Genomic DNA, 20,075 nt, shown 5'->3' on the forward strand with positions numbered 1-20,075 from the left:
GCCAGCGGCCGGCACTACCGAAGAAGCCCATGCCGCACGCCCACGACCACTGCAACCACCTGCCCGGCGAAGCCTGCTCGGCGGATCACAACGCCGCGCCGCGACTGGTGCCGCCCCCGCTGTCGCTGTACGTGCACCTGCCGTGGTGCGTGCGCAAATGCCCGTACTGCGATTTCAATTCGCACCAGGCCAAGGGCGAGCTGCCGTTCGATGCCTACATCGATGCGCTGCTGCGCGACCTCGACCAGGACCTGCCGCTGGTCTGGGGCCGGGTGGTGCACAGCGTGTTCTTCGGTGGCGGCACGCCCAGCCTGTTCCCGCCGGAAGCAATCGACCGTTTCCTGCAACAGGCCAGCGCACGCCTGCGTTTCGCGCCCAATGCCGAAATCACCCTGGAAACCAACCCGGGCACCGCCGAGCATGGCCGCTTCGACCGCTATCGCGCGGCCGGCGTCAATCGCCTCAGCTTCGGTATCCAGAGTTTCGACGATGCGATGCTCAAGCGCCTGGGCCGCATCCACGACAGTGGCGAAGCCGAGCGCGCGGTGAAGATGGCGCAGGACGCGGGTTACGACAACTTCAACATCGACCTGATGTACGCGCTGCCGGAACAGACCCTGGCCGGTGCCGAGGCCGATCTGGAACGCGCGTTCGCGCTGCAGCCGGCACACATCTCGCACTACCAGCTGACCCTGGAACCGAACACGATGTTCTTCGCGCGGCCGCCGCAGGGCATTCCCGATGAAGACAACGCCTGGGACATGCAGGAACACTGCCAGGCGCTGCTGGCGCAGGCCGGCTTCGGCCAGTACGAGGTGAGCGCCTACGCACGCCCTGGCCGGCAAAGCGCGCACAACCTGAACTACTGGCGCTTCGGCGATTACCTGGGCATCGGTGCCGGCGCGCACGGCAAGATCAGCTCGGGCGCCGAGGAACACGTGCTGCGACGCTGGAAGCTGAAGCATCCGCAGGCTTATCTGGACAGCGCGGGCACCCCGGCCTCGTTCGGGGGTGACGATGTGATCGCGCCTGAGCGCCTGCCCTTCGAGTACATGCTGAATCTGCTGCGCCTGCACGAAGGCTTCGGCCTGCGCGATTTCGAGTCGCGTACCGGGCTGTCGCGCAGCGTGCTGGATGCACCGCTGGCCGAGGCCGTGCGGCACGGCTGGCTGGACGTGACCGATGGCCATGTGCAGCCGACCGAACTGGGCCGCCGCTTCACCAATGATGTGGTGAGCCTGTTCCTGGAGGAGTGATCCTCGCCTGACAGGGGGTAGTGCCGGCCGCTGGTCGGCAGCTCGATCGGCGCGGATCGCCGGCCAGCGGCCGGCACTACCGTTCATCGGTCGGGCCATGCCTGGCGAACGGGATGCACATTCGCCCTAAAGTAGCGCCGACAGCGGCCGACACGGTAGATTCACCAGATCGATCCGCGGGAATCCGGATACCGCCTGCCGATGTCAGCTGTCTTTTCCATCACTCCTGCCGACAAGAACCGCCTGGCCGCCAGCGACCTGCCACCGCGGGTACGTGAGCTGCTGGGCGCGCTGATCGGCCTGTGCCGGCAGACGCTGGCCGCGCCCCTGATCCTGACTGTCGAAGCGCTGGAGCAGACCCTGCTGCACGACGCCGACCGCGCACGCAATCCGCAGCAGCAGGCCGAGCTGATGGCCCAGCGTGGACAGCTGCACGCCTTCGCCGGCCATTTCGCCGATCGCATGCTCGATGCCGTGGCCGACGCCCTCGCGCGGTTGCGCGAACCGGTCAGCGGTGTCAGTACCAGTGCTGGGCCGCCAGCGCTGCCGGGCATGCTCGGGCTGTCGCTGGTTGATGAGCACGAAGTGGATCGCGACCTGCTGCTGACCGAGATGGTGCGGCGCGAGACCCTGCGTTCAACCAACACACTGAACCTGCTGGGCCAACGCCTGGGGGTACTGGCGGCGGCGCCGGCCTTCGAGGCCGACACCCTGCCGCTGGCACCGCAGGCACTGTGCGCGATGGTGCGCCGGATTGCCGAACAGGACGCGCTGAGCGTCGAGGTACAGCTGGCGCTGTATCGCAGTTTCGAACGACAGGTGCTGGAACGGTTGGGCGATATCCTTGACCGTGCCAATGCGCTGCTGGCCCAGTCCGGCGTACTGCCGGGGCTGGTCTACACCCCCTACCTGGCACGCTCGTCGAGCACGCGGCGGATCATCACCCAGTCGGTGGGTGGCGGCCGCACCACGCAGCCGGCCAAGCGCAGCGCGGCCCCACTGACCGGCTGGAACGGTTCGGCACCGGCCGGCTCCTGGTCCAGCCTGGTACAGGACGCCTTCCACGAGGGTGGCGCAGCCGGCCCCGCCACGCCGGGCGTGACCACATCCACCGGCAGTGCTTTGCATGAGCTGCTGCAGCAGGCCCGGCACGCCAACCCTTCCCCGGCGAACAGTGGCGCAGTGCCCAGTGCGGCAGTCGACGCGGTACTCGCGCGCCTGCAGGCTCAGTCCAGTGCGGCAACCGGCGTGGCCGACCTGCAGGCCGCCGTGGTCGCGCAGCTGCGCAGCGAGCATGGTGCGCAGGCCCAGCTGGGCAGTCACGACCGGGACAACCTGGACCTGCTGCGCATGCTGATGCAGCAGGTGCAACAGCAGCAGCGTCCCGATCCGGTGCCGGCCGCCCTGCTGGCCCGCCTGCAGGTGCCCCTGGCACGTGCGGCAATGGCCGATCCGGGCTTCTTCGTACGTGACGAGCACCCGGCGCGCGAGCTGCTCAACCAGATTGCCGAAGTCGGCGCCAACTGGCTGGGCGACGATGACGTCGACCCACAGCTGCTGCAGCGCATGGCGCAGAGCGTGCAGGGCCTGCTGGGGCAGGATGCGCGCGCACCGGAGGCCTTTGCCGCCGCCAACGAAGACGTGCAGCAGCACCAGCGCGCGGCGGCCCATCGTGCCGAACTGGCCGAGCGCCGCCACGTGGAAGCCGCGCGCGGCAAGGAACGATTGGAACTGGCCCGTCGCCAGGCCACCGCACAGATCGACCAGTGCTGCGACACGCAGTCGCCACCGCGCTTCGTGCAGACCCTGTTGCGCCAGGCCTGGGCCGATGCACTGACCCTCACCCGCCTGCGCCATGGCGATGATTCGCCACAGTGGCAGGAACGCCTGCAACAGACCGAGCGCATCGCTGCCATCACCGCACAGGCCATCGACGCCCCCGGCGGCACCGATACCGCGTTGGCAGCGGACGTGGAGGCCGCACTGCTGCAGGTCGGCTACCACGCCGAGGAAGCCGCCGCCGTCGCGCGCAGGCTGGCCACGCCCGGCGGCGAGGATGAAAGCACCTCGCGTACCGAACTCAGTGCCCGCCTGAAGGCACGTGCGCGCCTGGGCGAACACGCCGGCGCGCCCACCGGCACGGCGCCTGCAACGCCCCGCAGCAGTGCCGAAGAAGCTGCATACCAGCAACTGTCCACGCTGCCGTTCGGCAGCTGGTTCGACATCGATACCGGTGATGGCACGCTGCGCCGCCAGCGCCTGTCCTGGTACAGCCTGCTGACCGGCCACGCCCTGTTCGTCAATCCACGCGGGCAGAAGATCACCGATACCGACCTGGATACGCTGGCACGGCAGATCAGTGCCGGGCACGCGCAACTGGTCACCGAAGACAAGGGCCGGCTGGTCGACCGTGCCTGGGAAGCCAGCCTTGGTGCGCTGCGCGCACTGGCCACGGGCCGCGCACAGGAGACCCCCGCATGAAAGCCGTACCGCCGCAGGACACCCGCCGCGCGCCGCGCCGCCAGGTCTCGGACCTGGTGCCGGTCACCGACCAGATGCGCGAGTGCGTGGTCGGACGCCTCGGCAATGTCTCCGAAACCGGCATGCTGATGCTGGCCAGCGTGCCGCTGCGCGAGGATGCGTTGTACCAGCTGCGCTTCCCGTTGCCACTGGGTGATGGCCGTCAGCAGGACATCGACGTGGGCGTGCACCTGCTGTGGAGCGAGCCCGCACATGCACCCGGCCAGAGCTGGACCGGCTTCCGATTCCTCACCCTGTCACGCGAACATCGGCAGCTGCTGCGCCAGTGGGTGGGCGAGGACAGCGACGAGGGACCGGTTTCGACGGTCTGAGTGCCGGTTCCGGCACAGCGGTTTTTCGCGGTATGCGGCAGAATCTAGGGCCGTTTTCCGTGTCGAGCCACCGCAATGATCCAGCAAGACCCCGGCGCCCTGTATTCCGACCACCTGGCCGTGCTGTGCCGACGCGCCGAACAGGCGCTGGCCCGCGGCGGCTTCGATTACCTGGTGGTGCCCAGCGGCACCCTGCACTACCAGGTGTTCGACGACCGCGACTACCCGTATGCGGTGAATCCGCAGTTCAAGGCCTGGCTGCCGCTGACCCGCGTGCCCAACAGCTGGATCGTGTACACCCCCGGCAAGCGTCCGGCGGTGATCTTCCACCAGCCGTTCGATTACTGGCACGTGGTACCGGACGCCCCCAGCGGCTGGTGGGTGGAGCACTTCGACATCCACATCATCCGCAAGCCCGAAGAGGCACTGGCCCTGCTGCCGGCCGACCCGTCGCGCTGCGCGATCCTCGGCGAGCCGCAGAGCACGCTGGGCAACTACGTGCCGAACAACCCGGCGCCGGTGGTGAACTACCTGGAATGGCACCGCGGCAGCAAGACGCCGTATGAAATCGCGCTGATGCGCCAGGCGCAGGTGCTGGGCGTGCGCGGCCACCGTGCCGCCGAAGCCGCGTTCCGCAACGGCGCCGACGAGTTCAGCATCCACATGGCGTACTGCCAGGCCGTCGGCCAGGACGCCAACGAGCTGCCCTACGGCAACATCGTGGCGTTGAACGAACATGCCGCCGTGCTGCATTACACCGAGCTGGGCCGCAAGGCGCCGCAGCCGCTGCGCAGCTTCCTGATCGATGCTGGTGCCAGCGCGCACGGCTACGCCAGCGACATCACCCGCACCTACGCCGCGCAGGGCCACGACGAGTTCGCCGCGATGATCGCCGCCGTCGACGCTGCCCAGCAGCAGATGTGCGCAGCGGTGCGCCCGGGCTTCGACTACAAGCAGCTGCACGTGGACGCACATCTTTCGCTGATGGGCGTGCTGAAGGACTTCGGCGTGATCAAGGTCTCGCCGCAGACCGCAGTGGAAACCGGCGTCAGCGCCGCGTTCTTCCCGCACGGCATCGGCCACCTGATCGGTCTGCAGGTGCACGACGTGGCCGGCTTCGCGGCCAGCGATGAAGGCGGCCGCATCGAGCGCCCGGCGGGCCACCCGTACCTGCGCCTGACCCGCGTGCTGGAACCGGGCATGGTGGTGACCATCGAACCGGGCCTGTACTTCATCGACATGCTGTTGAATGAAGTGAAGGATGCCGGCCATGGCGATGCGATCAACTGGGACCGCGTGGACTTCTTCCGTCCGTATGGTGGCATCCGCATCGAAGACGAAGTGCTGTGCACTGAAGGCGAGGCGGACAACCTGACGCGGCCGGAGTTTGCGGCGGCGAACGGCTGAGCCCCTCGTGGTTGGTCGCGGAAAGCGGTTCATGGGTTTGGCGGGGCGGGTGGGCCATGCAGGGGACGCTGCAAGTACGTCCCTGTAAGCTCGATGGCGCCATCCATGGCGCCAACGCCCCTGCATGGCCCACCCGCCCCACCTCTGACAGTTTCCTGCCGCGTTCAACCACGGAAAAGAAAAAGAAAAGCAGAAGCGGGTCGCTCGCTGCGCTCGCTCTGTGTCGACCAAGGTCGACACCTACCAACAGCCGCGCGTTCCAACGGCCGCAGTGGCCAGTAGATCCACGCCATGCGTGGATGATTCATTCGATATCTGACAGATGTGCCGACCAACGGTCGGCACCCACCAACAGCCGCCTGAACCTGTCAAAGGCGGGGCACTGTGGGTTTGCGGGGTGTGAGCCGCATGGATGCGGCGACCAAGCCTACAGGGACGTACTTGCGGCGTCCCCGCAAACCCACAGTACCCCGCCCTCCCACGGAATGCCGCTTCGGCTTTTGACGTTGCCGTTGATTGCAGCAGGTGCAGGGCTGCAAGCCCTGCCGAAACCCCTTACCCCGCCATCACCGCTTCAATCTCGTCGGCGCTGCGCGCCAGGCCTTCGGTCAGCACGCGATGCCCGTCATCGGTGATCAGCACGTCATCCTCAGTACGGATGCCGATACCGCGCCAGCGCGGTTCCACCGTCGTATCGTCCACGCCGATGTACAGCCCCGGCTCGATGGTGAATGCCATGCCCGGCTCCAGCAGGCGCGAATCGCCGGCCAGGCGATAGTCACCCACGTCGTGTACGTCCATGCCGATCCAGTGCCCGGTCTTGTGCCGGTAGAAACGCTGGTACAGGCCCTCGGACAGGTTCTTTTCCAGCGTGCCCTTCAGCAGGCCCAGCCGCAGCAGGCCTTCGGTCAGGGTCTGCACCGCCGCCAGGTGACCCATCTCGTAGGCCACGCCCGGCTTGGCCTGGGCCAGTGCCGCGGCCTGCGCGTCACCGACCAGATCGTGCAGCGCGCTGCTCGGCGCTGAAGCGGCCGTTCACCGGGAACGTGCGGGTGATGTCGCTGGCATAGCCGCGGTATTCGGCACCGGCGTCGATCAGCACCAGCTCACCATCGCGCGAACGTGCGTTGTTGTCGCGGTAGTGCAGGATGCAGCCGTTGCGACCTGCACCGACGATGCTGCAATAGGCCGGCACCGCGTCGTTGGCGCGGAACACGCGTTCCAGCTCCGCCTGCAGTTCGTACTCGTGGATGCCTGCCCTGGCCGCCTTCATTGCTGCCAGATGCGCACGTACACTGATCTGCGCGGCGTGGTGCATCAGCGCCACTTCGGCGCCGGACTTGAACAGGCGCTGCTCATGCAGCAGGTGGCCCAGCTCCAGGAACTCATGCGGCGGCTGCGCGCCGTGGCGCACCTGCGAACGCACGCGGTTGACCCAGCCGATCAGCTTCAGGTCGAAATCGGCGTCGCGGCCGAAGTGGTAATAGACGCGCGAACGCCCTTCCAGCAGGCCTGGCAGGATGTCGTCCAGATCGTCGATCGGGTACGCATCGTCCATCCCGTACTGCGCCACCGCGCCTTCCTGGCCGGCGCGGCTGCCGTCCCAGGCCTCGCGCTCGGCGTCGCGCTCACGGCAGAACAGGATGGCCTCGCCGTGACGGCGGCCCGGGATCAACACCAGCACCGCTTCCGGCTCCGGGAAGCCGCTCAGGTACTGGAAGTCCGAATCCTGCCGGAACGGGTAATGGGTATCGAGGCTGCGCACCTTCTCGGCCGCGGCGGGAAGCACCAGGATCGCATCCTCGCCGGCCATGTCCATCAGCTGGCGGCGCCGACGCTTGTATTCGCCGGCCGCGATGCCGGTGCGCTGCTTGATGTCCATCAGTTCAGGCGCTGCCGATGGCGCGAGGCCAGCACCACGTCACCGTGCAGCAGCAACACCGCCACGCGGATGAATTCCTCGATCTCGGACAGGGCTTCGTCATCGTCATCGCCACCGGCCTCGAAATCCTCGCTGGAGGCACGCGCCAGGCTGGCCATGTCGGTCAGCGCTTCTTCGCCCTCTTCGGACAGGGTCGGGCGGCGGCCGCCGCTGCCCAGGCCGAAGCCGCCCAGGAAGGAACGGGTCCAGCTGAACATGGCATCAGCCTGCGCGGACACGTCGTCGCCATCGGTCAGCAGCAGTTCGAAGGCGAAATCGCGGTCTTCCAGTTGCTTGATGGTGACCTGCAGCAGCTGCCCCAGCACGCTGTCGGCGGCCACCGGCGGCAGGTTGTCGTCGGCCAGCACACGCGCCGGCCAATCATTGCCGGGGGCACCACCGGCGGCCAGCCAGCCGCACAGTGCGCCGTGCAGCTCGGCAGCGGTGGCGCCCAGGCCCAGTTCCTGGCTGGCGCGGGTAACGTCGTCGACGGAGGGAAGTTCGGTCATCGTGCGGCTCGTTCGGAAAGGAAACCCGGGGCGCGCACGCGCCGCCCGTGAGACCCCGTAGTGTAGCAACCCGACGGCATCCTCTCTGCGACCGTCAGGCCTTGCTGCGACAACGCTTGACCGCCCTTACCCGGCTTGCCTATCGTGCCCGCATGGAACCCGCCGATCCCCTTGCCCAGCTGCAGGACTTCGCTGCCCGCGTGGAAGCGTTGCTTGAACGCAACCAGCGCCTGGCCGAGGAGAACCGCAGCCTGCGCCACCAGCAGGAACAGCTGGTGGCCGAGCGTTCCACGCTGCTGGCCAAGAACGAGCAGGCACGCTCGCGGGTGGAAGCAATGATCAGCCGGCTCAAATCCCTGGAGCAGCACACATGAGCGCCGAACCGGTCAGTGTCCGCATCCTCGATCGTGAATACACCGTGGGTGTCGGCGGCGATGAACGCGACAGCCTGATGGCGGCCGCGCGCCTGCTCGATGCGCGCATGCGCGAAATCCGCGGCAGCAACCGCATGGCTGCGGTCGACCGCGTCGCCGTGCTGGCGGCGTTGAACCTGGCCCACGAACTGCAGTTGCTGCGCGATGAGAACGCCCGCCAGGCGGTGGCGCTGCAGCAGACGCTGGCCGACCTGAACCGGCGCCTGGACCGCGCGATCGACGGCACCCCGTAGAAGAGGGGACGGAGGGAATCAAGGCGCATTCGCCCCTTCCGTGCTGGAAACGTCTTAATCCCCTCCGTCCCCTTTTCTCATATCTGAATTGGCACGGACTGTTGCCGACGAACGGCCTATCCAGATCCTGCGTGCTGGCTATAATGGCCACGCGTTCTCTGCGGTACTCGACGGCATGTGCAAACATTCGCCTTGTCCCTTAAGAACGACACCGGGAGCGCGACAGCGCCGGGAGTGCAGGTCCGCCTTGTAGCGGGAAGCCCGATGGTTCTCCAGCGTTCCCACTTGAGCCCCCGGGTTCAAGGTCGTTTCGCATGCATCGACATTGCGGAGAATGCAATATTCCAGCAAGGGCGGCGTCTTCGGGCGTCGCCCTTGTTCTTTCCGGCACAATGACGGCTGATCCTTGCCGCACGCTGCCATGACCGACCCGCGCCAGGCCCTGCGCCACGACCTGCGGCAACGCCGCCGCGACCTTTCCGCTGCTGAGCGCATCGCCGCCGCCGAATCGCTTGCCGATGCCCTGCTGACCCTGCCGTTCGCCCCGCGCGAAGGCGCCGTGGCCGGCTACTGGGCGCTGGATGGCGAGATCGCCCTGCACCGCTGGCAGTTGCAGTTGCCCGAAGGCCTCACCTACTGCCTGCCGGTGCTGGCCGGCGACGTGCTGCGCTTCGCGCCGTGGCGGCCGGGGCAGCCGCTGACCAGCAACCGCTACGGCATTCCCGAGCCGGACGTGGCGATGGAAGACACCCTGGAACCAGCACAGATGGCGCTGGTGGTGGCCCCGCTGGTGGGTTTCGACACGCAGTGCCGGCGGCTGGGCATGGGGGGCGGCTGGTATGATCGCAGCTTCGCCTTCCGCCACGACCGGCCGGCGCCGCCCTGGCTGGTCGGTGCTGCATTCGCGGTGCAGCAGGTCGAGTCCTTGCCGGTGGCGTCGTGGGACGTGCCGGTGGATGCGATCTGCACCGAAGACGGCACCCTGTTCCCCTCCGCTGCCCCCGTGAACGCATGACCGCCCGCAAGCGCTACTGGCTGATGAAGTCCGAACCGGACGCCTTCTCCATCGATGACCTGGCCAAGGTCAAGGTCGAACCCTGGAACGGGGTGCGCAACTACCAGGCGCGCAATTTCATGCGCGATGGCATGCAGGTCGGCGACGGCATCCTGTTCTACCACTCCAATACCAAGGTGCCCGGCATCGTCGGCCTGGCCACGGTGGCCAGCCCGGCCTATCCGGACGACACCCAGTTCGACCCGAAATCCGACTACCACGACCCCAGGAGCACGCGCGAGAACCCGCGCTGGATGCTGGTGGACGTGGCCTTCGACCGCAAGCTCAAGCAGGTGATCGCGCTGGACGAGATCAAGCTGCACGCCGAAGAACTCGGCGAGGGCTTCCCGCTGGTTGCCAAGGGCAACCGCCTGTCGGTGTTCCCGGTGACCGCCGCGCAGTGGAAGCTGCTGCTGTCGCTGGAAAAGAAATCCTGATTCCCTGCCTGAGAGTTCTCCCATGTCCGAAGCCAAGCGCCTGGCCGCCGAGAAAGCCATCGAGTACGTAGAAGACGGCATGATCGTCGGTGTCGGCACCGGTTCCACCGTGGCCTATTTCATCGATGCCCTGGCCCGCATCCAGCACCGTATCAAGGGCGCCGTGTCCAGCTCCGAACAGAGCACCGCGCGCCTGAAGCAGCACGGCATCGAGGTGATCGAGCTGAACCACAGCGGCAACCTGTCGCTGTACGTGGACGGCGCCGATGAGTGCGATGCCAACAAGTGCCTGATCAAGGGGGCGGCGCCGCACTGACCCGCGAGAAGATCATCGCCGAGGCCAGCGAGCGCTTCATCTGCATCGTCGACCCGAGCAAGCAGGTGCCGGTGCTGGGCAAGTTCCCGCTGCCGGTGGAAGTGATCCCGATGGCGCGCAGCCTGGTCGCCCGCCAGATCCGCGACATGACCGGCGGCCAGCCGACCTGGCGCGAAGGCGTGGTCACCGACAACGGCAACCAGATCCTGGACATCCACAACCTGCAGATCACCGATCCGGAAAAGCTGGAGCGCGAGCTCAACCAGCTGCCCGGCGTGGTCTGCGTGGGCCTGTTCGCGCGCCGCCGCGCCGATGTGGTGATCGTCGGTGGTGAGCCGCCGGTCGTGCTCTGACCCTTTCGAAGGATCCTGACGATGTCGCTGTTGCGTTCGCTGCTGATGCTTCCGCTGCTGGCCCTGGCCGGCTGTGCTACCGACGCGGCCCGCCATTGGGTCGAGCTGGATGGCGCCCGCTACCAGGTGGAGCTGGCCACCAACGATGAAACCCGCGCGCGCGGGTTGATGTTCCGCGACCAGATGGCCGCCGATCACGGCATGCTGTTCATCCACGACCGCGAGGAAATGCAGGCGTACTGGATGAAGAACACCAAGCTTGCGCTGGACATCCTGTACTTCGACAGCCAGCGCAAGCTGGTCAGCCAGCAGCGCGATGTGCCGCCGTGCTCGGCCGGCGACATGTGCCCGCCCTACCCCAGCGGTGGACCGGCGCGCTATGTGCTGGAGCTCAACGCCGGTCAGGCCGAGAAGCTCAAGCTGAAGGACGGCACGGAGCTGAAATTCGGCCCGGGCATCGAGTAACAGGGTTCTGCCCGCGGTAGTGCCGGCCGCTGGCCGGCAACCCTGCAGGGGTCAGATCCCTTTCGCACGCGAAAGGGATCTGACCCCCGGATTTTTCACGCGACACCGCTTGAAACCGCCTGCAATTGCCGCCAGTCTGTGGTCATGCAGGACCAGATCTCACTCCCCGACTGGGATGCACTGGCCGACCTCGAAGACGAGGCGCTGCCACTGTTGCCGACCGCGCTGCTGATCGCGCGATGAATACCCCGATCTGCAGCCGTCCACCTACGACGCGCTGATCCAGAGCCACGTCGACCACCTCCGCTCGGAAGTGGACAGCATCGACAACAGCCCGCTGAAGATGGCGGCGATCAACCGCCACCTGTTCGACGAGCTGGGCTACAGCGGCGACCACGACGAGTATTACGACCCGCGCAACAGCTACCTCAACCAGGTATTCGAGCGCCGCCTGGGCAACCCGATCTCGCTGGCACTGGTGCAGATGGAAGTCGCGCGCCGACTGGGAATCCCGCTCGACGGCGTGTCCTTCCCCGGCCACTTCCTGGTGCGCCTGCCGGTGGACGACGGTGTGCTGGTGATGGACCCGTTCAATGGCGGCCGCCCGCTTGACGTGGACGAACTGCGCGAGCGGGCCAAGTCACACCTGGGCGGGCAGATGCCCGACGACCAGGTGCTGGCGCAGATCCTCGACCCGGCGCCGGCACGTGCGATCCTGATGCGCATGCTGCGCAACCTGCACGGCGTCTACGCCGAGGCCGGCGAGTGGGACCGCGCTGCGCGCAGTGCCGACCGGCTGCTGAAGCTGGCCCCGGAGCAGGACGATGCGCTGCGTGACCGCGGCCTGGCCTACCTGCAACTGGAGTACCTGGCCGGTGCCCGCCATGACCTGGGGCAGTACCTGAAGCGCAATCCCGAGGCCAGCGATGCGCAGTGGCTGCGCGAGAAGCTGATCGACCTCGGCGGGCCGATGCCGCGGCTGCATTGATTCTTTCAGGTGTGCGGACCAACGGTCCGCACCCACCCCAACGGTCCGCACCCACAGAAGGGCCTGCAGGCCCCTCCCTCAATCGACCTCGACCATCTCGAAATCGGCCTTGGTCACGCCGCAGTCCGGGCAGGTCCAGGTCTCGGGAATGTCCTCCCAGCGCGTCCCCGGCGCGATGCCCTCCTCCGGCAAGCCTTCCGCTTCGCTGTAAAGGAAGCCGCAGACCACGCACATCCAGGTGCGCAAGGTGGTGGGGGTGGCATCGCTCATCGGATAATCAGGGCTGGATTCACGGGCCGCCATTGTCCCATCGCGGTCCACTCACCGGTAGCCATCGATGACTTCTGCTTCCCCGGCGCCCCGCGGCGTCTACCTGATCACCCCGGACGAGCCCGATACCGCGCGCCTGCTGGCCCGCACCGCGCCACTGCTGGCCGCGGGCGTCACCTGGCTGCAGTACCGCAACAAGACCGCCAGTGACGCGCTGCGGCGGGAGCAGGCCACCGCCCTGCAGGCGCTGTGCGCGGAACACGGCGTGCCGCTGATCGTCAACGACGACCCGGCGCTGGCCAAGGCGGTCGGCGCCGCCGGCGTGCATCTGGGCGGCACCGACGGTGACATCCCCAGCGCGCGCCGCTGCTTGGTGCCGAGGCCATCATCGGCGCCTCCTGCTACGACCAGCTGGCCAATGCCGAGCAGGCCGTGGCCGCCGGCGCCAGCTACGTGGCCTTCGGCGCGTTCTTCCCGACCACCACCAAGATCACCAGCAGCCGCGCCCATACCGACCTGCTGCGGCAAAGCGCCGCACTGGGCGTGCCGCGGGTGGCGATCGGCGGCCTGACGCCGGACAATGTCGGTCCCATCATCGACGCCGGCGCCGATCTGGTCGCCGTGGTCAGCAGCGTGTTCGCCGCCGAAGACCCGGTTGCGATCCAGCGCGCCTACCTCGCCCAGTTCGCGTAATGCCCAGGAAATCCGCATGAACCACGACCAGTCCCACGCCCTGTTCTCCCGCGCCCAGCAGCTGCTGCCGGGCGGCGTCAATTCGCCGGTGCGCGCGTTCAAATCGGTCGGCGGCGAACCGTTCTTCGTCGAGCGTGCCGACGGCGCCTACCTGTACGACGTCGACGGCAACCGCTACATCGACTATGTCGGTTCCTGGGGCCCGATGATCGTCGGCCACAACCATCCGGCCGTCCGCCAGGCGGTGAAGAAGGCGATCGACAATGGCCTGTCCTTCGGCGCGCCTTGCGCGGCCGAAGTGACCATGGCCGAGACCATCACCCGACTGGTGCCGTCGTGCGAGATGGTGCGCATGGTCAACTCCGGCACTGAAGCCACGCTGTCGGCGATCCGCCTCGCGCGTGGCGCCACCGGCCGCAACCGCATCGTCAAGTTCGAAGGCTGCTACCACGGCCATGGCGACTCGTTCCTGGTCAAGGCCGGCAGCGGCATGCTGACGCTGGGCGTGCCGACCTCGCCGGGCGTGCCGGCCGGCCTGAGCGAACTGACCCTGACCCTGCCCTACAACGACTTCGAAGCGGCTACTGCCCTGTTCGAACAGCAGGGTGACGACATCGCCGGCCTGATCATCGAACCGGTGGTCGGCAACGCCAACTGCATTCCGCCACGCGAAGGCTACCTGCAGCACCTGCGCGACCTGTGCACGAAGCATGGCGCGCTGCTGATCTTCGACGAGGTGATGACGGGCTTCCGCGTCGCCCTCGGCGGAGCGCAGGCGCACTACGGCATCACCCCGGACCTGACCACCTTCGGCAAGATCATCGGCGGCGGCATGCCGGTGGGTGCCTACGGCGGCCGCCGCGAACTGATGCAGCAGATCGCCCCGGCCGGCCCGATCTACCAGGCCGGCACGCTGAGCGGCAATCCGGTGGCGATGGCCGCCGGCCTGGCGATGCTGGAACTGATCCAGCAGCCGGGTTTCCACGCCGACCTGGCCGAGCGCACCGCGCGCCTGTGTGCCGGCCTGGAAGCGGCCGCCGCCGACGCCGGCGTGGTCGTGACCACCACCTGCGTGGGCGCGATGTTCGGGCTGTTCTTCACCAGTGAAAAAGTGGAGACCTATGCGCAGGCCACCGCCTGTGACATCCCGGCGTTCAACCGCTTCTTCCACGCGATGCTGGACCAGGGCGTGTTCCTGGCACCGTCGGCGTACGAGGCCGGCTTCCTGTCCAGCGCTCACGATGACGCGGTGATCGAGGCCACCCTCGCCGCTGCACGCGTGGCGTTCAAGGCCGCCAAGGGCTGAGCCCGCTCTGCACGAAAAAAGGGGACGGAGGGGATTAAGTCGTTTGTGCACAAACGACTTAATCCCCTCCGTCCCCTTTTTCTCCTGGTAGAGCCACGCCATGCGTGGCTGCTCAACCGAAGACGAACTTGCCCTTCATCATCGCGAAGTGGCCGGGGAACGAGCAGAAGAAGGTGTAGTCACCGCCCTTCTGCAGGCCCTGGGTAGAGAAGCGCACGCGCGCGGTTTCACCACCGCCGATCACCTTGGTTTGCGCCAGCACGCGCTTGTCGGCCTTCGGCAGGTAGCTGTCGGCCAGGGTCATACGCATGCCAGCCATCGCCACCGGCTGGTAATCCGCGCTGCGGGTCAGCACCCAGTTGTGGCCCATCGCGGTAGCGGCCAGCTTGCCGGTGTGGCGCAGGGTCAGATCCACGGCGGTGCAATCAGCGGCCACCTTGATCTCGCGGCTGCTGAAGCTCATCTGGTCGGTGCTGTCGATGCTCACCGCACACACCCGCGCCATCGCCGACGGCGCCAGCATCAGCGCGCCCAGTCCCACTGCCACCATCCAAGCCTTCATCGTTGCATCTCCTGCGGATTCAAGCGCCATTCTAGGCAGGCCCCTGCGGCCGCGTCTGCGACCGTCTGTCGCATGGCTGCTCCAGGGTTTCCCGCGTGTTCACTGCAATGGCATGCTCGACCAATGCGGATCGACCTGTTGCTGCTGGATGTGGATGGCGTGCTGGTGCACTACCAGCGCGCGCAGCGCGTGCTGTACCTTGCGCAGGCGCTGGATGTCGTGCCGGAAACCGTGCAGGCCGCGCTGTACGACAGCGGGCTGGAAGCGGCACATGACAATGGCACGCTGGATGGCCCGGCCTATCTGGCGCAGCTGGGAGAGCTTCTAGGCACGACGGTCGATGTGACTGCTTGGACCGCGGCGCGGCGGGCCGCCAGCCATCCGCAGGCTGCCGTGTTGCAGCGGCTGCAGGCCCTGCAGTTGCCGATGGCAGTGCTGACCAACAACGGCGCGCTGATGCAACAGGCCTTGCCCACCCTGCTACCGGAACTGTTCCCTGCCCTGCAGGACCGCGTGTTCTGCAGCGCCGATTTCGGCCTGCGCAAACCGGCGCCGGAAGTCTTCCTGCGCACGCTTGAGGTACTCGGCGTGGCGCCTGCGCGCACGCTGTTCGTCGATGACCTGTTCGCCAACGTGCGCGGCGCACGCGCCGCCGGCCTGCACGCGGAAACCGTGCGCGATGGCCGGGGATTGGGCAAGGTGTTGAAGCGTTACGCGGTGAGCTGATCGGGGTCAGAGCCCTCTCCGCAGGAGAGGGATCCGACCCCAGCGCCGCGGCGTCAGCGCGCGGCGATGAAAGCAGCAATCGCTGCGCGCAGGCGCTTGAGGCCTTCGGCCACTTCTTCGTCGGTGATGTTCAGCGACGGCACGAAGCGCAGCACGTCCGGACCGGCCTGCAGGGTCAGCAGGCCCTGCTCGGCGGCATGGTCGAGGATCGCACCGGCCTGGCCGGCGAAGTCCTTGCTCAGCACCGCGCCCAGCATCAGGCCACGGCCACGCACGTCGCTGAACACACCGAACTCGTCGTTGATGCGGGCGAAGCCATCGCGCAGCGCCTTCGACTGGCGGCTGACGTTGGCGGCGATCTCCGCCGAGGCCAGCTTGCGCAGTGCCACGCGGGCCACCGCAGCAGCCAGCGGGTTGCCGCCGAAGGTAGTGCCGTGTGCGCCGAACTGCATGGTTTCGGCCACCTTCGGGCCGGCCAGCATCGCGCCGATCGGGAAGCCGCCGCCGAGCGCCTTGGCCAGGGTGACCATGTCCGGCACCACATCGTCCTGCCAGTGCGCGAACAGAGTACCGGTGCGGCCCATGCCGGCCTGGATCTCGTCCAGCACCAGCAGTGCGTTGTGCTGGTCGCACAGTTCGCGCACGCGCTTGAGGAAACCGGACTTGGCCGGCATCACCCCGCCCTCGCCCTGGATCGGCTCCAGCATCACTGCGGCCACGTCGCCGGCGGCCATCGCGGTTTCCAGCTGCACCTCATCGTTGAAATCGATGTAGCGGAAGCCACCGGGCAGCGGCTCGTAGCCTTCCTGGTACTTCGGCTGAGCGGTGGCGGTCACCGCGCCCATGGTGCGGCCGTGGAAGCTGCCGCGGAAGGTGATGATGACGCGCTTGTCGGCCGGGCGGCCCTGGCTGGAGGCCCACTTGCGGACCATCTTGATCGCCACTTCGTTGGCTTCGGCGCCGGAGTTGCACAGGAACACGCGCTCGGCGAAGCGACTGGCCTTCACCAGCTCCTCGGCCAGGTGCAACGGCGGCGCGCTGTAGAACACGTTGCTGGTGTGCCAGAGCTTGCCGGCCTGCTCGACCAGCGCGGCGACCAGGTCCGGGTCGTTGTGGCCCAGGCCACACACGGCGATGCCGGCGGCCAGGTCGATGAACTCACGGCCCTGGCTGTCCCACACGCGGGCGCCCTGGCCTCGTTCCAGTACCACCTGGCGGGGCTTGTAGACCGGCAGGTAATAGTGCGAAAGGGAGATCAGCGGATCGGTAGCGGCGGTCATGGCAGTCGGCAGGGTTCAGGAATCCCCATTCTCGCGCCGGAACCCCTGCGGCACAATGCGCCCATGCGACCGTTTTCCGCCCCCCAGCTGAACCCCGCCACCGAGACCGGCTGGCGCCGTCGGTGGTTCGACATCATCTACCGCCACGACACCCGGCCTTCGCGCAATTTCGACCTGATCCTGGTGGTGGCGATCATCGCCAGCATCCTGGTGGTGATGATCGACAGCGTGCAGCACCTGCATGCCGAATGGTCCACCGGCCTGTACATCCTGGAATGGGGCTTCACGATCATCTTCACCGCCGAGTACCTGCTGCGGCTGGCGGTGGTCAAGCGCCCGCTGCGCTACGCGGTGAGCATCTGGGGCATCATCGACCTGCTGTCGATCCTGCCCGCCTACCTGTCGATGTTCATCCCCGGCGCGCAGAGCCTGCTGGTGGTGCGTGCGCTGCGCATCCTGCGCGTGTTCCGCATCCTCAAGCTGACCCGCTACATCGAGGAAAGCGGCGTATTGATGACGTCACTGTGGCGCAGCCGGCGCAAGGTGCTGGTGTTCCTGTTCACGGTGATCACCATCACCATCATCGCCGGTGCGCTGATGTACGTGATCGAGGGCCCCGAACACGGCTTCACCAACATCCCGGCCAGCATGTACTGGGCAGTGGTGACCATGGCCACGGTCGGCTTCGGCGACATCGTGCCGCAGACCGTGCTCGGCCGCTTCGTCACCTCGGTGCTGATCCTGATCGGCTACAGCATCATCGCCGTGCCCACCGGCATCTATACCGCCGAGCTGGCCAGCACCATGCGTGAAGCCGAGCAGGCCGCGCGCCGCGATGCGCGTGGCTGCCCGGACTGCGGACTGGAAGGCCATGAACCGGATGCACTGCACTGCCGCAAGTGCGGCGGCAAGCTGCCGGATGCGTTCAACCATTGAGACACATGCCGGCCAGCGGCCGGCACTACCTCTCGGCGGTTACGCATGGATGCGTGTGCCGTTGCTCACCGCATGCGGTTGCTGGTGGTCACCAGATCATTGTATGCGGCGAGGATCGTTGACTGCGCTCCTTCCGGGTCGGTGGTGAGCCAACTGCCCGACGCCTTCCGCTCTGCCGCCAGCGCTTCGGCGGTGATCGGTTTGTGCTGCTCCAGGCGCTCGACGCCACGTCCCGCAGTACGCACCAGCTTGTCCGCCGAACGCTGCACGTGGCCCCACATCGGGTCGTCCTTGCCGACGCCGCCGTTCTGGATTTCCGTCACCAGTGCCTGATAGTCAGCCAGCTGCACGCGCAGCGCCGCAACATCCGGTGCGTCGTCCTGGAACGCCGTGGCCAGTAGCTTGCCGTCGCCCAGCAGGCGAAGGTGATAGTAGGCCAGCGAGCGCCCTTCGCTCTCCTCGATCTGCTTCAGCTGCGCGGCACGGCGATCGTTCTCGTTCTTTTCCAGCGCCACATCCATCGCTTCGCTGGCCTTGAAGAAATCAGCATAGGCCTGCATCAGCGGGGCATGCTGGCTGCGCATCCCTTCACCGCCATCACGACGATAATCCTCGCGGGTGAAGTATCCATCGGCGCGCTCGACCAGGGTGTTCAATGCCTGGAAGGCCTGCTGATAGTCACGCGCGGGGCCATCCATCTGCAAGGCCGGGGTCTTCGCCAGCGCGTCGGTCAGTGGCTGGCCGCAGTACTCGACGCGGTGCGACAGCACCTTCCCGGGCGAACGCGGTTGCGCTTCCTTGCCGGTCGGGCCGGCTTCAGGGTCCTTCATCCAGCTGGTGTAGGTCTGGAAACCCTCGTGAATGGGTTGTTCAACGCCGTTGTAGCACTCGATGTAGGCGTTCACCTTCTCCAGGCTGGGGTCGGCCAGCGACAACCCTGCCGACTTGTTGCAGCCGCTCAGGCCAGCCACAGCGCCGATCAGCAGCAGCGGCACGATACGCAGACAGGAAGTCATCATGGTCTCTCGCATGGGTGCTGGCGCGCCGGTCACTGGCGGTTGCTCTGGAAAACGAGCGTGTTGTATTCCTGCATCAGCTTGTTGGCAGAGCCACGCGGCGCCATCGACGGCGAATCAAGCATGCGTCGTTCGAAATCGGTGTAAGGCTTCTTCTCGCTGACGCGCTGCAGCCGCTCCTTGCCTTCGCGCCGGAAATTCTCGGCCCCACGCTCGAAGCCTTCCCAGTCCGACTTGCCCGGTTCCTGGTCGGCAACCTTGGCGTGCGCTTCATCGGAAATGCGGTTGAAGGCATCCAGGCGTTCGCGGGCCTTGGCCTGATCGAAATCATCCTCGCTCATCAGATCCATGATGGCCTTCGCTTCCAGCATCATCGCCAGACGGTAGTACTCGCGCGTGCGCCCCTCGGCCTGTTCCAGCGCCTTGAGCTGCTCGCGCTGGGCGGCGTCGTTCTGGCGCTCCAGCTCGGCATTGAACGTTTCGCTGGCAGCCACGAAATCCTTGAAGGCAGCCATCAAGGGCGCGTGCAGCTGCTTGCCCTTGGCGAACTGGTCGTCTTCGTAGTCCTGGCGATCGTAGTAGTCATGCGCGTCCTTGCTGACCGGCACCAGCGCCTTCAGCGCCTGCTGGTAGTGACCTGCAGCCGCATCGAGTTCGGCCAGCGCCGGCTTGGCAGCAATCGCCTCGGTCACCGGGGCGTCGCACTGCTTCATGTCGTAGTCGCTGATCTCGAACGGGCCGTACACGTGCGTCTCGCGTCCGGTCGGGCCAGCGTCGACATCCTTGATCCAGCGCGTGTAGGACTGGATGCTGCCGTGGGTTTTCGAATCCAGCGCGTTGAAGCAGCCGATGTAGGCGTTGAGCTTGGCGGTCAGCTGCTGCTGTGTATCGGACGGGGCCGTGCTGGCGTCCGGCGTGCCGGAGGCAGCGGCGCCGCACGCAGCTACGGGTGCCTTGCCACCGCAGGCGGTCAGGATCAACGACAGCGAAGCGGCCAGCGCCGCGACGGAAAGAGTGCGTGACATGTGCTCACATCCTTGTTGAAAACGATTACAGCCACG

At 67.0% G+C, this 20,075-nt stretch carries 18 protein-coding genes, 1 other RNA gene and 4 pseudogenes; 16 read left to right on the forward strand and 7 right to left on the reverse strand.

The window, feature by feature from the left end:
* Positions 1 to 29 precede the first annotated feature (29 nt).
* The 4 genes from hemW to pepQ all read left to right on the forward strand — a co-directional run bounded on the left by hemW (position 30) and on the right by pepQ (position 5,515).
* Complete coding sequence (gene hemW, locus ACZK2V_RS18830; RefSeq protein WP_486322672.1) at positions 30 to 1,256, forward strand: radical SAM family heme chaperone HemW; 1,227 nt, start codon at positions 30 to 32, stop codon at positions 1,254 to 1,256.
* Positions 1,257 to 1,457: 201 nt separating this feature from the next.
* Complete coding sequence (locus tag ACZK2V_RS18835; protein WP_201117234.1) at positions 1,458 to 3,737, forward strand: DUF1631 family protein; 2,280 nt, start codon at positions 1,458 to 1,460, stop codon at positions 3,735 to 3,737.
* Positions 3,734 to 4,108 carry a PilZ domain-containing protein gene (locus ACZK2V_RS18840; protein WP_201117236.1) on the forward strand — a complete coding sequence of 125 codons (375 nt, stop codon included), beginning with the start codon at positions 3,734 to 3,736 and terminating at the stop codon, positions 4,106 to 4,108. Before ACZK2V_RS18835 ends, ACZK2V_RS18840 begins: the two co-directional genes overlap by 4 nt.
* A 75-nt stretch (positions 4,109 to 4,183) precedes the next feature.
* The gene (gene pepQ / locus ACZK2V_RS18845; RefSeq protein ID WP_201117237.1) at positions 4,184 to 5,515 is read left to right on the forward strand and encodes a Xaa-Pro dipeptidase; all 1,332 of its coding nucleotides are present in this window, start codon (positions 4,184 to 4,186) and stop codon (positions 5,513 to 5,515) included.
* Between the two features lie 555 nt (positions 5,516 to 6,070).
* Here pepQ and ACZK2V_RS18850 read toward each other — a convergent pair.
* Both ACZK2V_RS18850 and ACZK2V_RS18855 read right to left on the reverse strand, forming a co-directional pair.
* Positions 6,071 to 7,391, reverse strand: a pseudogene (locus tag ACZK2V_RS18850) (aminopeptidase P N-terminal domain-containing protein).
* A 5-nt stretch (positions 7,392 to 7,396) separates the two neighbouring features.
* Positions 7,397 to 7,945, reverse strand: a complete 549-nt coding sequence (locus tag ACZK2V_RS18855) for a YecA/YgfB family protein (RefSeq protein WP_032128368.1) — start codon at positions 7,943 to 7,945, stop codon at positions 7,397 to 7,399.
* 152 nt (positions 7,946 to 8,097) lie between these two features.
* On the opposite strand from ACZK2V_RS18855, the gene ACZK2V_RS18860 reads away from it, so the two are divergent.
* The 8 genes and pseudogenes from ACZK2V_RS18860 (at position 8,098) to ACZK2V_RS18895 (ending at position 12,225) form a co-directional block, all read left to right on the forward strand.
* Positions 8,098 to 8,319, forward strand: coding sequence for a TIGR02449 family protein (locus tag ACZK2V_RS18860; RefSeq protein WP_005410898.1), 222 nt, complete (start codon positions 8,098 to 8,100; stop codon positions 8,317 to 8,319).
* The gene (locus ACZK2V_RS18865; protein ID WP_005410899.1) at positions 8,316 to 8,612 is read left to right on the forward strand and encodes a cell division protein ZapA; all 297 of its coding nucleotides are present in this window, start codon (positions 8,316 to 8,318) and stop codon (positions 8,610 to 8,612) included. Before ACZK2V_RS18860 ends, ACZK2V_RS18865 begins: the two co-directional genes overlap by 4 nt.
* Positions 8,613 to 8,764: 152 nt before the next feature.
* Positions 8,765 to 8,950: non-coding RNA, 6S RNA (gene ssrS, locus ACZK2V_RS18870), on the forward strand.
* An 83-nt stretch (positions 8,951 to 9,033) separates the two neighbouring features.
* Positions 9,034 to 9,627 (forward strand): 5-formyltetrahydrofolate cyclo-ligase, encoded by a 594-nt coding sequence (locus tag ACZK2V_RS18875; RefSeq protein ID WP_486322673.1) that lies wholly within the window; start codon positions 9,034 to 9,036, stop codon positions 9,625 to 9,627.
* On the forward strand, positions 9,624 to 10,103 hold the full coding sequence (locus ACZK2V_RS18880; RefSeq protein WP_049421683.1) for an EVE domain-containing protein: 480 nt from the start codon (positions 9,624 to 9,626) through the stop codon (positions 10,101 to 10,103). Before ACZK2V_RS18875 ends, ACZK2V_RS18880 begins: the two co-directional genes overlap by 4 nt.
* A gap of 22 nt (positions 10,104 to 10,125) precedes the next feature.
* A pseudogene (rpiA, locus tag ACZK2V_RS18885) lies at positions 10,126 to 10,772 on the forward strand (ribose-5-phosphate isomerase RpiA).
* Between the two features lie 21 nt (positions 10,773 to 10,793).
* Entirely contained in the window at positions 10,794 to 11,237 is a 444-nt protein-coding gene (locus ACZK2V_RS18890; RefSeq protein ID WP_049421686.1) for a DUF192 domain-containing protein, read from the forward strand.
* 144 nt (positions 11,238 to 11,381) lie between these two features.
* A pseudogene (locus tag ACZK2V_RS18895) lies at positions 11,382 to 12,225 on the forward strand (SirB1 family protein).
* A gap of 78 nt (positions 12,226 to 12,303) precedes the next feature.
* Here ACZK2V_RS18895 and ACZK2V_RS18900 read toward each other — a convergent pair.
* Positions 12,304 to 12,528 (reverse strand): rubredoxin, encoded by a 225-nt coding sequence (locus ACZK2V_RS18900; RefSeq protein ID WP_014038358.1) that lies wholly within the window; start codon positions 12,526 to 12,528, stop codon positions 12,304 to 12,306.
* A 34-nt stretch (positions 12,529 to 12,562) separates the two neighbouring features.
* Here ACZK2V_RS18900 and thiE point away from each other — a divergent pair.
* Positions 12,563 to 13,188 (forward strand): annotated as a pseudogene (thiE, locus tag ACZK2V_RS18905) (thiamine phosphate synthase).
* A gap of 16 nt (positions 13,189 to 13,204) precedes the next feature.
* A complete protein-coding gene (gene hemL, locus ACZK2V_RS18910) occupies positions 13,205 to 14,494 on the forward strand; it encodes a glutamate-1-semialdehyde 2,1-aminomutase (RefSeq protein WP_478468400.1) in 1,290 nt (429 codons plus the stop codon).
* A gap of 112 nt (positions 14,495 to 14,606) precedes the next feature.
* Here the strand turns inward: hemL and azu are convergent, their stop codons facing one another.
* Positions 14,607 to 15,056 carry an azurin gene (gene azu, locus ACZK2V_RS18915; protein ID WP_486322674.1) on the reverse strand — a complete coding sequence of 150 codons (450 nt, stop codon included), beginning with the start codon at positions 15,054 to 15,056 and terminating at the stop codon, positions 14,607 to 14,609.
* A gap of 123 nt (positions 15,057 to 15,179) precedes the next feature.
* On the opposite strand from azu, the gene ACZK2V_RS18920 reads away from it, so the two are divergent.
* The gene (locus tag ACZK2V_RS18920; RefSeq protein ID WP_149908744.1) at positions 15,180 to 15,782 is read left to right on the forward strand and encodes an HAD-IA family hydrolase; all 603 of its coding nucleotides are present in this window, start codon (positions 15,180 to 15,182) and stop codon (positions 15,780 to 15,782) included.
* 53 nt (positions 15,783 to 15,835) lie between these two features.
* Here the strand turns inward: ACZK2V_RS18920 and ACZK2V_RS18925 are convergent, their stop codons facing one another.
* Positions 15,836 to 17,062: an acetylornithine transaminase gene (locus tag ACZK2V_RS18925; RefSeq protein ID WP_006467246.1), complete on the reverse strand. Its 1,227-nt coding sequence runs from the start codon at positions 17,060 to 17,062 to the stop codon at positions 15,836 to 15,838.
* Positions 17,063 to 17,125: 63 nt separating this feature from the next.
* Here ACZK2V_RS18925 and ACZK2V_RS18930 point away from each other — a divergent pair, with 63 nt between their 5' ends.
* Complete coding sequence (locus ACZK2V_RS18930) at positions 17,126 to 17,998, forward strand: ion transporter (protein WP_032128376.1); 873 nt, start codon at positions 17,126 to 17,128, stop codon at positions 17,996 to 17,998.
* A 65-nt stretch (positions 17,999 to 18,063) separates the two neighbouring features.
* Here ACZK2V_RS18930 and ACZK2V_RS18935 read toward each other — a convergent pair whose 3' ends face one another.
* Positions 18,064 to 19,014 carry a YiiG family protein gene (locus ACZK2V_RS18935; protein WP_201117245.1) on the reverse strand — a complete coding sequence of 317 codons (951 nt, stop codon included), beginning with the start codon at positions 19,012 to 19,014 and terminating at the stop codon, positions 18,064 to 18,066.
* A gap of 32 nt (positions 19,015 to 19,046) precedes the next feature.
* Entirely contained in the window at positions 19,047 to 20,039 is a 993-nt protein-coding gene (locus ACZK2V_RS18940) for a YiiG family protein (RefSeq protein WP_486322675.1), read from the reverse strand.
* Positions 20,040 to 20,075: the final 36 nt, after the last annotated feature.

The organism is Stenotrophomonas sp. 93052_Sma, assembly GCF_056481145.1.

What these genes read in the sequence shown, in the direction of transcription:
- ACZK2V_RS18930 (WP_032128376.1), top strand. Translation starts at nt 17,126, where the DNA reads ATGCGACCGTTTTCCGCCCCCCAGCTGAACCCCGCCACCGAGACCGGC.
- pepQ (WP_201117237.1), top strand. Translation starts at nt 4,184, where the DNA reads ATGATCCAGCAAGACCCCGGCGCCCTGTATTCCGACCACCTGGCCGTG.
- ACZK2V_RS18935 (WP_201117245.1), bottom strand. Translation starts at nt 19,014, where the DNA reads ATGACTTCCTGTCTGCGTATCGTGCCGCTGCTGCTGATCGGCGCTGTG.
- ACZK2V_RS18835 (WP_201117234.1), top strand. Translation starts at nt 1,458, where the DNA reads ATGTCAGCTGTCTTTTCCATCACTCCTGCCGACAAGAACCGCCTGGCC.
- ACZK2V_RS18920 (WP_149908744.1), top strand. Translation starts at nt 15,180, where the DNA reads ATGCGGATCGACCTGTTGCTGCTGGATGTGGATGGCGTGCTGGTGCAC.
- ACZK2V_RS18900 (WP_014038358.1), bottom strand. Translation starts at nt 12,528, where the DNA reads ATGGCGGCCCGTGAATCCAGCCCTGATTATCCGATGAGCGATGCCACC.
- ACZK2V_RS18875 (WP_486322673.1), top strand. Translation starts at nt 9,034, where the DNA reads ATGACCGACCCGCGCCAGGCCCTGCGCCACGACCTGCGGCAACGCCGC.
- ACZK2V_RS18860 (WP_005410898.1), top strand. Translation starts at nt 8,098, where the DNA reads ATGGAACCCGCCGATCCCCTTGCCCAGCTGCAGGACTTCGCTGCCCGC.
- ACZK2V_RS18925 (WP_006467246.1), bottom strand. Translation starts at nt 17,062, where the DNA reads ATGACCGCCGCTACCGATCCGCTGATCTCCCTTTCGCACTATTACCTG.
- ACZK2V_RS18880 (WP_049421683.1), top strand. Translation starts at nt 9,624, where the DNA reads ATGACCGCCCGCAAGCGCTACTGGCTGATGAAGTCCGAACCGGACGCC.
- ACZK2V_RS18855 (WP_032128368.1), bottom strand. Translation starts at nt 7,945, where the DNA reads ATGACCGAACTTCCCTCCGTCGACGACGTTACCCGCGCCAGCCAGGAA.
- azu (WP_486322674.1), bottom strand. Translation starts at nt 15,056, where the DNA reads ATGAAGGCTTGGATGGTGGCAGTGGGACTGGGCGCGCTGATGCTGGCG.
- ACZK2V_RS18940 (WP_486322675.1), bottom strand. Translation starts at nt 20,039, where the DNA reads ATGTCACGCACTCTTTCCGTCGCGGCGCTGGCCGCTTCGCTGTCGTTG.
- ACZK2V_RS18865 (WP_005410899.1), top strand. Translation starts at nt 8,316, where the DNA reads ATGAGCGCCGAACCGGTCAGTGTCCGCATCCTCGATCGTGAATACACC.
- hemL (WP_478468400.1), top strand. Translation starts at nt 13,205, where the DNA reads ATGAACCACGACCAGTCCCACGCCCTGTTCTCCCGCGCCCAGCAGCTG.
- hemW (WP_486322672.1), top strand. Translation starts at nt 30, where the DNA reads ATGCCGCACGCCCACGACCACTGCAACCACCTGCCCGGCGAAGCCTGC.
- ACZK2V_RS18840 (WP_201117236.1), top strand. Translation starts at nt 3,734, where the DNA reads ATGAAAGCCGTACCGCCGCAGGACACCCGCCGCGCGCCGCGCCGCCAG.
- ACZK2V_RS18890 (WP_049421686.1), top strand. Translation starts at nt 10,794, where the DNA reads ATGTCGCTGTTGCGTTCGCTGCTGATGCTTCCGCTGCTGGCCCTGGCC.